The sequence below is a fragment of the Candidatus Didemnitutus sp. genome (genome assembly GCA_019634575.1).
GTDB lineage: Bacteria > Verrucomicrobiota > Verrucomicrobiia > Opitutales > Opitutaceae > Didemnitutus.
Map to the genome: position 1 here is coordinate 1,809,582 of JAHCAY010000001.1, position 12,514 is coordinate 1,822,095.

Below are 12,514 nucleotides of genomic sequence, written 5' to 3' on the forward strand. Positions count from 1 at the left end.
GCGCCCATGCGTCTCCTCGCGCTTTTCCTCGCTCTCGCCGCCGTCGCATCCGCCGCCGAAGTGCGCGTCGTGCGCGTGTTCACCGGCTGGCGCGAAGCCGCGTCGTTCAAGCGCATCTCGGAATACTTCACCGGCCGCGAAAACACCGGCGGCGAAGTCGTCCTGCGCACGCAACCCGCCGCGCGCGGCGGCTACTATTTCCTCGTGCGCACCGACAACGACGGCCCGGCGCGCGACATCCGCTTCCGCCTCGAAGTCGTCACGCCCGGCGCGACGCAGCCGCGCAACTTCGAGTTCGCCGCCGCGCTCCCCGCTGGCAACCAGGTTTACCAACTCGGCCTCACCGGCGCCGACTGGGCCGCGAGCACGATCTCGCCGATGGCGTGGAAACTCGAACTCGTCGACGCCGACGGCAAGACGCTCGCGACCGAGAAGAGCTACCTCTGGGAAAAACCCGCGAAGTAACGGTCCGCAGCGCCGCCCGCCGGAGTGAGGGCGGGAGCGCCTCGCATGGCTAAAAGCGAAACCTTCTGGTCTAACTGGCAGCCTTTCGCCGGCTGGACCCCGACCGCCGCTGTGCTCGCCGAGACGCTCGACGGCGGCCAAGCCTTCCGCTGGCGAGCAGACGCCGACGGCACGTGGACCGGCTTCTGGTCGGACTGCGTCGCGCAACTGCGCCTCGCGCACGGCGCGCTCGAGTGGCGCGCACCGTTCGCAATCGAGGCGCGCGTCGCCACCGAACTCCCGCACTACCTCGGCCACGAACACGATTGGACCGCACTGACCGACGCGTTGCCCTGGCGCAGCGACCCGCACCTCGCGCAATGCGTGAGCGCGTTCCGCGGACTACGTTTGTTGCGCCAGCCGTTCGGCGAGACGCTGCTCGGCTTCCTTTGCAGCGCCACGAAACAGATCGTGCAGATCAAGCAAATGGTCGCGCTGCTCGCCGAGCGGCACGGCGTGGAGCTCGCGCGCGATGACGGCGCCGTTTTCCACCGCCTGCCCACCTGGCCCGAGCTCGCGGCGATACCCGAAACCGAGCTGCGCGCGTGCCTGCTCGGCTTCCGCGCCCGCTACATTCGCGAGACGGCGCTGTTTCTCGCCGCGCGCCCCGACTGGCTCGCGGTCACCGCGGCGGCGCCGTATCCCGAGGCGAAGGCGCGACTGGTGGAGCTGCCGGGCGTCGGCGAGAAGGTCGCGGATTGCGTGCTGCTTTTCGGCACGGGCCAGCTCGAGGCGTTCCCCGTCGACACATGGATTCTGAAGGCACTCGCGCGGCGCTACGGCCTCGAGGGCTGGAAGCCGGCGCAAGTCGCGCACTTCGGCCGCGTGCACTTCGGCCTGCGTGCCGGCCTCGCGCAACAATACCTCTTCGCCTGGGAGCGCCGCCACGGCGGGCGGTAGGCTGGCAGAAATTCGCGTAGCTCGGTGGCCCGCGATCTCCGAGCGCGGGTTTCAGGAGTAGAGCGCCGAGCACCCGCGTTCGGAGGTCGCGGGTCACTGCGCTTCCTTTCTTGCTGCAGCTCGAACTTGTTTTTGCGTTCTCTCGCCGCTCTGCTGTGCGCGGCCCAACGCTTCCTCATGGACGATACCCGTCTCGACAAATGGCTCTGGAGCGTGCGCGTGTTCAAGACCCGCGCCGAGGCGGCCGCCGTGTGCCGCAACGGCCGCGTGCAGGTCAACGGCCTCGACGCGAAGCCCGGCCGCGACATCCACGTCGGCGAGGTCGTGACCGCGCGCGTCGGCATGATCACGCGCACGCTGAAGGTCGTCGGTGTGCCGCGTTCGCGCGTCGGCGCGAAGCAGTTGCCGGAGTTCGTCGTCGATCTCACGCCCGCCGCCGAATACGAACGCGCCAAGCAGGCCAGTCTCGAGCACCTGCTCGCGCGGGAGCGCGGGCGCGGTCGGCCGACGAAGAAAGAGCGACGCGACATGGGCCAGCTCTTCGGCTTCGAGTGAGGTGCTGTCGGCGCGGCGCTCCCTCGGCCGGGGCCAGGCGGAGGCACCGGCAGCATGCGTGGCACGCGTTTTCCGGATAATTTCCGACGTTTTACGACGGCTGTGCCTAAACCGCCACCGGTCCGCGCCGATGCACGAAGGGTGATCACCCCATTGTCGGCCACTGCGACGCTCGAGCGCGCCCGCGCCGCCTTGCAGAATGGCAAAGGCGCCGGGTTGCCGGAGCTGTTGGCGATCATCGAGACGATTTCCACCAACCTCGCCGAGGTCACGATCCAGGAGCTCGCCGACCTCATCGAAAAGGACGCTGCGGTGCTCGCGCGCATCGTGCAGATCGCGAACACGCTTCCGCACAATCCGAGCTTCACGCCGCTCTCGTCGCTCACGCACGCGATCCACCAGATCGGCTTCAGCCGCGTGCGCAGCCTCACGCTCTCGATCATGCTCGTCGAAAACGCCGGCGGCCGCAACCCGCCCGAGCAGCGCGAAGCGGCGGCGCAGGCCTTGTGCGCCGGACTCATTGCGCAGGGTTGCGCGCAGAAGTTCGGCTACGTCGACCCCGAGGCGGCGTTCGCCGCGGCGACGCTCCGCAATTTCGGCTACATCATCCTGCCGGCGGTCTCGCTCGAACACTACCAGGAAGCCATGCAGCGCCTGAAGGAGCGACCGGAAGACATCGCCTTCCGGGGGATGTTCGGCATCACGCCGCTCGATCTGGGCCGCAAGCTGCTCGTCGGCGCGCGCCTGCCGGAAGAGTTCATGAAGGCGTTGCGCGATGTCTCGCCCGAGGCGATGGGCGGCACCGCCACGCTGCCCGAGACGCGCCTGCTCGCCATGGCGGATTTCGGCACGCGCATCGCGCGCGCGGCGCTCGATGGCACGAAAAGCTCCAACACCTTCGGCGAGGAGACGCGCGGCCTCGCGCAGCGCTTCCGCCGGGTCATCCCCGACGCGCTCGACTACATCCCCGAAGCGCTCGCCCACGCCGACTCGCGGCTGTCGAGCTTCCTCGGCACCGCCGGAGTCGTGACGCTGCCGACCGCGAGCCTAAACCGCATCCGCGCGCGCGTGCAGCACGTCGCACCGGACACCATCGCCATCACGCCGCCCGCTCCGACGGCCCGGCCCGCCGTGCTCGTCACCGCGCCGGAGCGCGAGACCTTCAACACGACGCTCGCGCCAGCGCTCGGCGAAGCCGCGATCGATCCGCTCGCCTCGCCCGCGATCGGCGAGCCCACGCCGCGGCGCGACCTCGAGTCGCCGAATCACGACACGCTGGCGCCGACGCACCAAGCCGCACCGGAGATCATCGCCGCTCCGATTCCCGACGAGGTCTCGCCGCCCATCGCCTTGCCCGAGGACTCCCCGCCGAGTTCACAGCCGCCGTTCGAGACGGCGCCCATGCGCGAGCCGGAGGCGGGCGACCCATGGCGCACCGCGCTCAGTCTCGTGCGCGACAGTTTCGGCGCGCAGGAGTGCTGGCATTTCTCCACGCAGCCCGGCAGCCCCGTGCTTTCCCTCGACGAAGGCGTCGGCGAGCGCTGGTCGCGCTTCCAACTCGTGGCCACCGTCCGCCCGGACGAGCGCACGGTATTCGGCGTCTGTTTCCTGCGCCGCGAAGCCGTCGTCATCCACGACCTCAGCGACCCGAAGCTGAAACCCTATCTGCCCGCCTGGATGCTCGACGCGACCGGCGCACCGCCGTCCTTCGTGCTCATTCCCATGACCGACGGCCAACGCACCACCGGTCTCGTGCTCATCGGCTGGCACAGCGCGCAACGCATCACGCTCAACAAAGCCCAGCTCGAGCTCGCGCGCCAGACCCTCGACACCGCGCACACCCTGCGCCACTCCGCCGCCGCCTGACGACGATGAACGCGTCACGCTGGCGATCGTCCGCCGCCCTCGCAACCGTCCGCTCCCGCGCAGTGGAGACGCAACCCGCCGGATTTCTCCCTCGACGCAGCGGGGGCGGACACTAGCAGTTGGCGCACGCGCTGCCCCCGGTCACCCGGCGCGCCGGCGCCGTTCGCAACCCAGAAGGCCCCCATGCAACTCATGCAGGTTCGACGCCGCTCGCGTAGTCGCGGCCGGTTCATTTTCCTCGGCGTGCTCGCGGGCATTGCCGCCCTCGCTTACGGCGGCTGGCGCTTGTATCACTACGCCGGGCCGCGCTACGCCCGTTGGAAACAGCAACGCGCGCTCGTGCAGGCGCGCGAGTTCATGGACAAACGCGACGCCGCCAGCGCGCAGGTCGCGCTCGAAGTCGCGCTCAAGGCCGTGCCGGGCGACCCCGATGCGCTCCGCCTCGCCGCCGACATGCTCGAACAAGTCGGCGCCCCCCAAGCCATGCGCCTGCGCCGTTCCGTCGTCGAGGTCCTCCCCAACTCCGCCGACGACGCCGCCAAGCTCGTCGTCTGCTGCATCCGTTTCGGCGACTTCAACGCCGCGAAGGACGCCCTCAGTGGCACCTCGCCCGCGCTCTCCGCGCAGACGCCGATGCTCCAGGCCGCCCTCGCCTACGCCGCCTCGACCAGCGACACGATCGTCGTCGCCGCACTCCTGGACGAGCTCCGCAAACGCACGCCGGACAGCGTGGAGCTGAAGCGCTCCGAAGCCCTCCTCTACTTGCAAAACCCCTCCGAGAAACGCCGCGAAGAAGCGCGCGCACAACTCGACCAGATCGCCCGCGAAAACCCGGCGCTCAGCCTCGACATCGCACGCGGCCTCGCGAGCGACGCGATCCGCCGCAAGGATTACTCCGACGCCGAACAGCGCTGGCGCAAGATCGTCGCCGACCCGAAATCCGTCTTCAACGACCGCCTGCAGCTCGCGAACATGGAACTGCTCGTGCAGAAAAAGCCGCTCGAGCAGATCATGCCGCCGCTCGCCCGCGCAGCGGCCGGCGAGGCCGACGCCCCGGTCTTCGCCCAATGGCTGCTCGTGCAGGGCCACGGCAAGGAAATGCTCGCCTGGATCGACACCCTGCCGCCCAAGGTGCGCGACCTGCCCGCGCTGCAAGCCAGCCGCGTGGACGCCTACGCGCAACTCAAGGACTGGGACCACCTCTTCCCCGCGCTCGAAGCCGGCGGCTGGGGGCCGTTCCCGAAAGAAGTGCTGAAGGTCGTCGTCGCCGCGCAGGCACTCGACGAGCCGTCGCACCTCAACCTGCGCCGCGAAGCGTGGGACGTCGCCGTGACTAAGGCGCAAACGAGCCTCTCCGCGCTGCGCACCTTGCAGCGCCTCGCTTCGCTGTGGGGCTGGTCCGACGAAGCCGAGCGCGCGCTGTGGGCCATCGCCCGCGGCTACCCCGACCAGACGTGGGCGCATCAGGCGCTGTTCAACATCTTCCGCGAAAAGAAACGCACCACCGATATGCGCGACGTGCTACGGACGCTGCGCGACTCCGACCCGTCCGTGCCGCGCTATCAGCACGACTGGGCGCTGCTCAGCCTGTTGACCGAGCCGAACTCCACTTGGAACCAAGCGAAGGAGACGATGAAGAAACTCCACGACGCCGAGCCGAAGAACGCCACCTACATCACCGGCTACGCCTTCGCACTCGCGCAGGCGGAGCGTGGCCCGGAAGCCGTCGCCCTCGTCGGCCAGCTCGCGGACACCGACCGCGATTACCCGCCGCGCGCGCCCTACCTCGCCTTCGTCTACGGCGTCGGCAAGAATGCGGCTGGCGTCGAGGCCGCGCAGAAACGCGGTGCCAACGTGGATTTCCTGCCGGAAGAGACGTTCTTGTTCAGCCGCGCGAATACCGAACTCACCCGCAAGCCCGCTCCGAAAACGCCGGCCAAGAAAAACTGACGGGCCATGGACGCGACACGACGCACAACGCTCGCGGTCACCGCGATCGTGGCGGGAGGGGGTTTGCTGCTGCTCTCGCTGCTCGCCGCCGCGTGGTCCAACTCGGCCGACCTCGGCCACGCGTGGGCCGTGCCGGTATTGATGGCATTCCTGTGGTGGGAACGCTGGGCGGAACGGCCGGTCACGGCCGCACCGCGCGACGTGCCGCGTTGGCTGTGGGCGATCGCGGCTCTCGTGGTGCTGCTCGCGGTGCCTGTGCGCCTGTTGACGATTCCCTATCCGCTGCTGCCGACGCTCCTGGCCGGCTCCGTCGTCGGTGCAGCCGCGGTCGCAGCGCTGGGCGCATGGTTGATCGCCGGCCGCGAAGGCCTGCGCTGGACACTCCCACCGCTGGTGCTGCTCGTCAGCGCACTCCCGACGCCGAGCGTGATCGAGTCGGGCTTGATCGTGCCGATGCGCGAAGTGTTCGCGAGCATCGTGGCTGAACTCGCCAACCTGTTCGGCCGGCCAGCGCTCGCCACCGGCACGAGCATCCGCCTCGCGACCGGCTGGGTCGGCATCGACGAAGCGTGCGGCGGCATCCGCTCGTTGCAGGCATGCGTGATGATCGGACTGTTTTTCGGCGAATGGTATCGCTTCGGCTGGGCTCGCCGCGCCGGGCTGCTCGGGTTGAGCGTGGGCTTCGCGGTCGCGGGGAATTTCTTCCGCATCCTTTTCCTCGCGTGGCGCGCCGGCGAGGGCGAGGCCGCCGTGCTCGCCGCCCACGACGTCGCCGGCTGGGCCGCCATGGTCGCGAGCGTGACGGTCACCGGCTGGCTCGCGATCAAATGGGCCGGCTACCGCCTGCCGCAACCGGTGATCCGCCGCGAGGCGCGTCCGGCGCTGACGGCGCTGCACCCGGGCTGGATCTGGCTCGGCGTGATCGTCGGCGCACTGGCGCTCAACGAGGCAAGTGCGCGCGCGTGGTATTTCCGCGGCGCCCGCGCCCAGAGCGAGGTGCCGCAATGGAGCGTCCGCTGGCCAACCGCCTTGCCCACCTATCAAGCCGAAGGCCTGGGCGACGTCGCGCGCGACATGTTGCGCCCCAACGGTTTCGCCGCGGCACGATGGGCTTTGCCCAGTGGCGAATGGGTCTGGGCCTACTACGTGCAATGGACGCAAGGGCAAGTCGCGCGCTTCGTGCCCTTCCTCCACAATCCGACGGTTTGCCTGCCCTTGAGCGGCTGCGAGCTGCTGGCCGAGGAGGAGCCGATCGAACTTCAGGTGTCCGGCAATCGCTTGGTATTCAACACTTATAGATTTCGGCGCGCCGGCACGGACATGTTGGTGACTTTCGTCATCTGGGATTCTGCGCGCGGGCAGCCCTTGCTGCCCACGGACGGATCGAATCGCGCCGCCTGGGACCACCGGTGGCGCGATGTGCGCGAAGGCCGTCAGCACCAGCCGGCGCAGCTATTCTCCGTCGCCCTCGACTCCAACGGAAACGCTCGGGCCCAGATGCGCACCATCCTCCAAAGCATGGTGGTGTCCTCTAGGTAATATTCCCGTTTGTGAGGAAAATTGAGTTGCTATTCCCGAAACGCGATAAGGTAATCACCCCAGCATGAAACTGCGCACCTCGTTACTCCTCCTCGCGACCGGCCTTTTGGGCTTGGTTGGCTCTGCTTCGGCTCAAATCCAGACTTTCGATACCCGTCCCTCCTATCAAGGCAGCGTGATTAATTTCAACGGTGGCACCTTTGGAGAAACTTTCACGGGCGTCTATTCAGTGCAGACGATGACATACAATTTCTTCGCTGGCGGCGGCACTCCTGGCGCCGTGAGCCTCGCCGCTACTTTCGGACAATGGAACGGAAGCAACTTTGTTGGCGGCACGACTGTATCATTCGGCACGATTGTTATCCCCGCATCCAATGCTGGTGGTTGGTCGAACCTGCAAAACAACACGAACGGTAGCTACACCAGCTACTCAGCGACATTCGACTTCACGACGATCGTCTCGCCCTTTGTGAGCGCAACCTATGGTTACATCACTAACCCGGCCAACACCTACGCGCTAATGCTGACCGATCAGACCGGTGGCACCAACCTCGGCCTTGGTTTCATCAACACCAATCCATTCGCCTATGGCGCCGCGGCTCCTTTCGGAATCAACGATTGGACGTTCTCGCAAGTGGTCGTTTCGACCTCCGCCATCCCGGAGGCCAGCACGGTCGCCTCGCTCGCCGCTCTGGTGCTCGTCGCCGGCCTCGTCGCCCTCCGCCTCCGCCAACGTCGCGCTCTCGCGCTCGCGCCGGTGGCCGCCTGAGCTTCGCAAAAACCTTTCATGCTAAACCCGCACCTCGGTGCGGGTTTTTTTGCGCCCGATAGCAGCGACGGCACGTCGCGCATCCCGACTCGGTGGTGGGCGTCGGCGTCCTCGACGACGCCTGTCGTCGCCGGGACGGCGGCGACCACCTCCGCACCACTCAGCGCGTCAGTCGGCGATACTTCACCCGGTGCGGCTGGTCGGCCTCCTTGCCCTTCCGGCGATGGTAATCCTCCATGTAGCTGGAGTAATTGCCCGCGAACCAGTGCACGTAGCTGTCGCCCTCGAACGCCATGATGTGCGTCGCGATGCGGTCGAGAAACCAGCGGTCGTGCGAGATGATCACCGCGCAGCCGGCGAAGTTTTCGAGGCCTTCCTCGAGCGCGCGGATCGAGTTCACGTCGAGGTCGTTCGTCGGCTCGTCGAGCAGGATGAGGTTCGCGCCGCTCTTGAGCACGCGCGCGAGCAGCACGCGGTTGCGTTCGCCGCCGGAGAGCACGCCGACCTTTTTCTGCTGATCCGCGCCGGTGAAACCGAACTGCGCGCAATACGCGCGGCTGTTCACCGTGCGCGCGCCGAGCGGCATCATTTCCTGTCCGTCGCTGATGACCTCCCAAATCGTCTTCTCATTCTGGAGCGAGTCGCGCGACTGCTCGACGTAGGCCGTCTTCACCGTCTCGCCGACGCGGAACGCGCCCGCGTCGGGCTTCTCGAGCGCCGTCATCATCTTGAACAGCGTCGTCTTGCCCACGCCGTTCGGACCGATCACGCCAACGATGCCGCCGGGCGGCAGCGCGAAGGACAGGTTTTCGTAGAGCAACTTGTCGCCGTAGGCCTTCGTGATGCCCTGCGCCTCGACGACCAGCGTGCCGAGCCGCGGGCCGGGCGGGATGATGATTTCGAATTTCTTCTCCTGCTCCGCGACGTCCTGCTTGAGCATCGCCTCGTAGGCGTTGATGCGCGCCTGGCCTTTCGCCTGCCGCGCTTTCGCACCCGAGCGGATCCATTCGAGTTCGCGCGCCATCGCCTTCTGGCGGCGGTCTTCGGTGCGCTGTTCGATCGCGAGGCGCTTCTGCTTCTGCTCGAGCCAGCCGGAGTAATTGCCCTTCCACGGAATGCCGTGGCCGCGGTCGAGCTCGAGGATCCAGCCAGCGACGTTGTCCAAGAAATAGCGGTCGTGCGTCACGGCGATGACCGTGCCCTCGTAGCGCGCGAGGTGCTGCTCGAGCCAGCCCACGCTCTCGGCGTCGAGATGGTTCGTCGGCTCGTCGAGGAGGAGGATCGAGGGCTTCTGCAACAACAGCCGCGCCAGCGCGACGCGGCGGCGTTCGCCACCCGAGAGCGTGTCCACCACTGCGTCCGGCGGCGGGCAACGCAGCGCGTCCATCGCCTGCTCGACCATCGGCACCGTGTCCCACGCGCCAAGCGCGTCGATCTGCTCCTGGAGCTTCGCTTGTTTCTCGGTGATGGCGTCGCGCGTCGCATCGTCTTCGGCGGCGGCGATCTCGTCCCACGACGCATCGTAGGCGGCGGTAAGATCGGTGAGGTGCTTCACGCCTTCCTCGACGCACGAGCGCACCGTGGCGCCCGGCGTGAGCTGCGGCTCCTGCGGCAGGAAGCCGACCGGGTAACCGGGCTCGAAGGCGACGTGGCCGTCGAACTCCTTGTCGAGGCCCGCGAGGATGCGCATGAGCGAGGACTTGCCGGAGCCGTTGAGGCCGAGCACGCCGATCTTCGCGCCGTAGAAGAACGACAGCGAGATGTCGCGGAGGATTTCCTTGCGTTCGATCTTCTTCGAGACGCCGAGCATCGAGAAGATGATCTTGGGGGCGGATTCGTCGGACTTGGCCATGTCGGAAAGCGGAGCGATCAGAGGGGAACCACTAATGGACACGAATCGACACAAATTTTGCCGAGCCCGGGTTCGCCGTCCGGAAACTATGACCGGACTATTCGTGTGCATTCGTGGCCATTCGTGGTTTTCTCCGCGCCATGCTCCACTTCGTCGTCGAAATCACCTTCACCGTTGAACTCAGCCGCATCGAGCCGATCGTGCCCGAGCATCGCGCGTTTCTCCAAACCGGCTACGACCGCGGCTGGCTGCTCATGTCCGGCCCGAAGAATCCGCGCGATGGCGGCATGGTCGTCGCCCGCGCGCCGGGCCGGGCCGAGCTGGAGACGTTTTTCCGCGACGACCCCTATGCCAAAGCCGGCGTCGCCACGTATCGCTTCACGGAGTTCAACCCGGTGAAGCGCCAGCCCCTCCTCGAGAGCTGGGTCACGGGCGCCTGAGCGACGGCCGCATCGGCGCGTCACGCAAAAGTAACGTCGAGGTCCGCCCGCAGGTTCATATTTGCCTTGGCGAATATGAATTTCCGCCGTTGGCTGCGTCCGTGCATCTGCTCCGCATCTACGACTGCCTCTGCGACGCGACGCGACTGCGCCTGCTCAACCTCCTCGCGCAGCAGCCGCTCTGCGTCTGCCATCTCGAGGCGGCGCTGAAGCTCCCGCAGGCGCGCATCTCCCGCCACCTCGCCTACCTCCGCCGCAACGGCCTCGTTACCGTGTCCCAACAGGGACCATGGCGCGTCTACGCCCTCGCCACTCCCCCGCCCGCGGCGCTGGCGGCCAATCTCGCTTGCTTGCAAGACGCGCGGGCGACGGAGCCGCAGTTTGCCCAGGATCTCGAACGTCTCGCCCATCTCTCCACCAAGATCGAGTGCGGCTGCGCCACACCCGACGTGCCGCGCCGCCGCATCCTCCGCCTCACCCGTCGCTGACCCTTCCGCCCCTTTTCCATGAGCGATTCCGTTGCGCAAAAAATGTCCTTCCTCGACCGCTACCTGACGGTCTGGATCTTCGCCGCCATGGCGGCCGGCGTGCTGCTGGGCAACTTCGTGATCTCCGACCCGGCCGCGTTCTTCGCGCCGATGACGATCGGCACGACCAACCTGCCGATCGCGATCGGCCTCATCGTGATGATGTATCCGCCGCTCGCGAAGGTGAAATACGCGCAGCTGCCCAAGATCTTCGCCGACGCCCGCGTCCTTTCCCTCTCCCTCGTGCAAAACTGGCTCGTCGGTCCCGTGCTGATGTTCCTACTCGCGGTGACGCTCCTGCGCGACCACCCGGACTACATGGTCGGCCTCATCCTCGTGGGCATCGCGCGCTGCATCGCGATGGTGCTCGTCTGGAACGATCTCGCCAAAGGCAGCCCGGAATACGCCGCCGGCCTCGTGGCGCTGAACAGCATCGCGCAAATCGTGTTCTACAGCTTTTTCGCGTGGGTCTTCATCACCGTGCTGCCACCGTATTTCGGCCTCGCGGGCGCGGTCGTGCCGGTGCGCATGATCGACATTTTCTGGAGCGTGATGATCTACCTCGGCATCCCGTTCGCGGCCGGCGTGCTCAGCCGCGTGCTGCTCGTGCCGCTCAAGGGCGAGGAGTGGTATGAGCGGAAATTCATCCCGCGCATCTCGCCGCTCACGCTCGGCGCGCTGCTCTTCACGATCGTCGTCATGTTCACCTTCAAGGGCGGCGCGATCGTGAAACTCCCGCTCGACGTCCTCCGCATCGCGCTGCCGCTCGTGATCTATTTCGCGATCATGTTTCTCGTCAGCTTCGTCATGGCGAAGCGCCTCGGCGCCGACTACCCGCGCGCCACCACCCTCGCGTTCACGTCCGCCGGCAACAACTTCGAGCTCGCGATCGCCGTGGCCATCGCGGTCTTCGGCCTGAACTCCGGCGTCGCGTTCGCCGCCGTCGTCGGCCCGCTGATCGAAGTCCCCGCGCTCATCGGCCTCGTGCACGTCGCCTTCTGGCTCCGCCGGCGCTGGTTCGGCCAACCCGCTTGAACGCGGCTCCGCTTTCTCCTCGCCCGATTCACCTTCCTCCACTCTCAACCGCCGCTTCCCATGTCCAAACCGAACGTCCTCATTCTCTGCACCGGCAACTCCTGCCGCAGCCACATGGCCGAAGGCATCCTGCGCGCCGTCGCCGGCGATGTCGTCACCGTCCACAGCGCCGGCTCGAAACCCGCCGGCTACGTGCACCCGAAAGCGATCCAGGTGCTCCGCGAGATCGGCATCGATATTTCAGCGCACACCTCGAAGCACATGAAGGAATTCATGACCACGCCGATCACCACCGTCATCACCGTGTGCGGCGTCGCCGACCAAGCGTGCCCGATTTTCCCCGGCCAGGTGAACCGCCACCACTGGCGCTTCGACGATCCCGCGCACGCCACCGGCACCGACGAGGAAGTGCTCGCGCAATTCCGCCGCGTGCGCGACGAGATCAGGAAGGTCTTCACCGCCTACGGCGCCGGCCTCCGCGAAGGCGCCGCGATCCGCTAAGGCGATCAGAAAGGAAGGCGCGCCGCACTCGCACGCTCCTCCCCCGCAGCCGCCGCGCTGCGCGGCTTCCGGCGGC

Annotated in this window: 12 protein-coding genes; 11 read left to right on the forward strand and 1 reads right to left on the reverse strand. The window is 67.2% G+C overall.

The window, feature by feature from the left end; all coding sequences use genetic code 11:
- Positions 1 to 6: 6 nt before the first annotated feature.
- From KF715_07565 to KF715_07595, 7 genes are all read left to right on the forward strand, one after another.
- Positions 7 to 465: a hypothetical protein gene (locus KF715_07565; protein MBX3736528.1), complete on the forward strand. Its 459-nt coding sequence runs from the start codon at positions 7 to 9 to the stop codon at positions 463 to 465.
- Positions 466 to 510: 45 nt separating this feature from the next.
- Positions 511 to 1,404: a DNA-binding protein gene (locus KF715_07570; protein ID MBX3736529.1), complete on the forward strand. Its 894-nt coding sequence runs from the start codon at positions 511 to 513 to the stop codon at positions 1,402 to 1,404.
- A gap of 177 nt (positions 1,405 to 1,581) precedes the next feature.
- Positions 1,582 to 1,959 carry an RNA-binding S4 domain-containing protein gene (locus KF715_07575; protein ID MBX3736530.1) on the forward strand — a complete coding sequence of 126 codons (378 nt, stop codon included), beginning with the start codon at positions 1,582 to 1,584 and terminating at the stop codon, positions 1,957 to 1,959.
- Between the two features lie 141 nt (positions 1,960 to 2,100).
- Positions 2,101 to 3,825 carry an HDOD domain-containing protein gene (locus KF715_07580; protein ID MBX3736531.1) on the forward strand — a complete coding sequence of 575 codons (1,725 nt, stop codon included), beginning with the start codon at positions 2,101 to 2,103 and terminating at the stop codon, positions 3,823 to 3,825.
- 183 nt (positions 3,826 to 4,008) lie between these two features.
- Complete coding sequence (locus KF715_07585) at positions 4,009 to 5,775, forward strand: hypothetical protein (protein ID MBX3736532.1); 1,767 nt, start codon at positions 4,009 to 4,011, stop codon at positions 5,773 to 5,775.
- Between the two features lie 6 nt (positions 5,776 to 5,781).
- Positions 5,782 to 7,314 carry an exosortase/archaeosortase family protein gene (locus KF715_07590; GenBank protein ID MBX3736533.1) on the forward strand — a complete coding sequence of 511 codons (1,533 nt, stop codon included), beginning with the start codon at positions 5,782 to 5,784 and terminating at the stop codon, positions 7,312 to 7,314.
- 64 nt (positions 7,315 to 7,378) lie between these two features.
- Positions 7,379 to 8,083, forward strand: coding sequence for a hypothetical protein (locus KF715_07595; GenBank protein ID MBX3736534.1), 705 nt, complete (start codon positions 7,379 to 7,381; stop codon positions 8,081 to 8,083).
- A 160-nt stretch (positions 8,084 to 8,243) separates the two neighbouring features.
- Here KF715_07595 and ettA read toward each other — a convergent pair whose 3' ends face one another.
- The gene (gene ettA / locus KF715_07600) at positions 8,244 to 9,935 is read right to left on the reverse strand and encodes an energy-dependent translational throttle protein EttA (GenBank protein MBX3736535.1); all 1,692 of its coding nucleotides are present in this window, start codon (positions 9,933 to 9,935) and stop codon (positions 8,244 to 8,246) included.
- Between the two features lie 140 nt (positions 9,936 to 10,075).
- Between ettA and KF715_07605 the strand changes: the two genes are divergently transcribed.
- From KF715_07605 to KF715_07620, 4 genes are all read left to right on the forward strand, one after another.
- A complete protein-coding gene (locus KF715_07605; protein ID MBX3736536.1) occupies positions 10,076 to 10,375 on the forward strand; it encodes a hypothetical protein in 300 nt (99 codons plus the stop codon).
- A gap of 101 nt (positions 10,376 to 10,476) precedes the next feature.
- Entirely contained in the window at positions 10,477 to 10,863 is a 387-nt protein-coding gene (locus tag KF715_07610; GenBank protein MBX3736537.1) for a winged helix-turn-helix transcriptional regulator, read from the forward strand.
- A gap of 18 nt (positions 10,864 to 10,881) precedes the next feature.
- On the forward strand, positions 10,882 to 11,937 hold the full coding sequence (arsB, locus tag KF715_07615) for an ACR3 family arsenite efflux transporter (protein ID MBX3736538.1): 1,056 nt from the start codon (positions 10,882 to 10,884) through the stop codon (positions 11,935 to 11,937).
- Between the two features lie 60 nt (positions 11,938 to 11,997).
- Positions 11,998 to 12,438, forward strand: a complete 441-nt coding sequence (locus KF715_07620; protein ID MBX3736539.1) for an arsenate reductase ArsC — start codon at positions 11,998 to 12,000, stop codon at positions 12,436 to 12,438.
- The last annotated feature ends 76 nt before the right edge of the window (positions 12,439 to 12,514 follow it).

Excerpts from the sequence above, each read along its gene's own strand:
- arsB (MBX3736538.1), top strand. The coding sequence starts at position 10,882 with ATGAGCGATTCCGTTGCGCAAAAAATGTCCTTCCTCGACCGCTACCTG.
- KF715_07585 (MBX3736532.1), top strand. The coding sequence starts at position 4,009 with ATGCAACTCATGCAGGTTCGACGCCGCTCGCGTAGTCGCGGCCGGTTC.
- KF715_07575 (MBX3736530.1), top strand. The coding sequence starts at position 1,582 with ATGGACGATACCCGTCTCGACAAATGGCTCTGGAGCGTGCGCGTGTTC.
- KF715_07570 (MBX3736529.1), top strand. The coding sequence starts at position 511 with ATGGCTAAAAGCGAAACCTTCTGGTCTAACTGGCAGCCTTTCGCCGGC.
- KF715_07620 (MBX3736539.1), top strand. The coding sequence starts at position 11,998 with ATGTCCAAACCGAACGTCCTCATTCTCTGCACCGGCAACTCCTGCCGC.
- KF715_07605 (MBX3736536.1), top strand. The coding sequence starts at position 10,076 with ATGCTCCACTTCGTCGTCGAAATCACCTTCACCGTTGAACTCAGCCGC.
- KF715_07590 (MBX3736533.1), top strand. The coding sequence starts at position 5,782 with ATGGACGCGACACGACGCACAACGCTCGCGGTCACCGCGATCGTGGCG.
- ettA (MBX3736535.1), bottom strand. The coding sequence starts at position 9,935 with ATGGCCAAGTCCGACGAATCCGCCCCCAAGATCATCTTCTCGATGCTC.
- KF715_07595 (MBX3736534.1), top strand. The coding sequence starts at position 7,379 with ATGAAACTGCGCACCTCGTTACTCCTCCTCGCGACCGGCCTTTTGGGC.
- KF715_07565 (MBX3736528.1), top strand. The coding sequence starts at position 7 with ATGCGTCTCCTCGCGCTTTTCCTCGCTCTCGCCGCCGTCGCATCCGCC.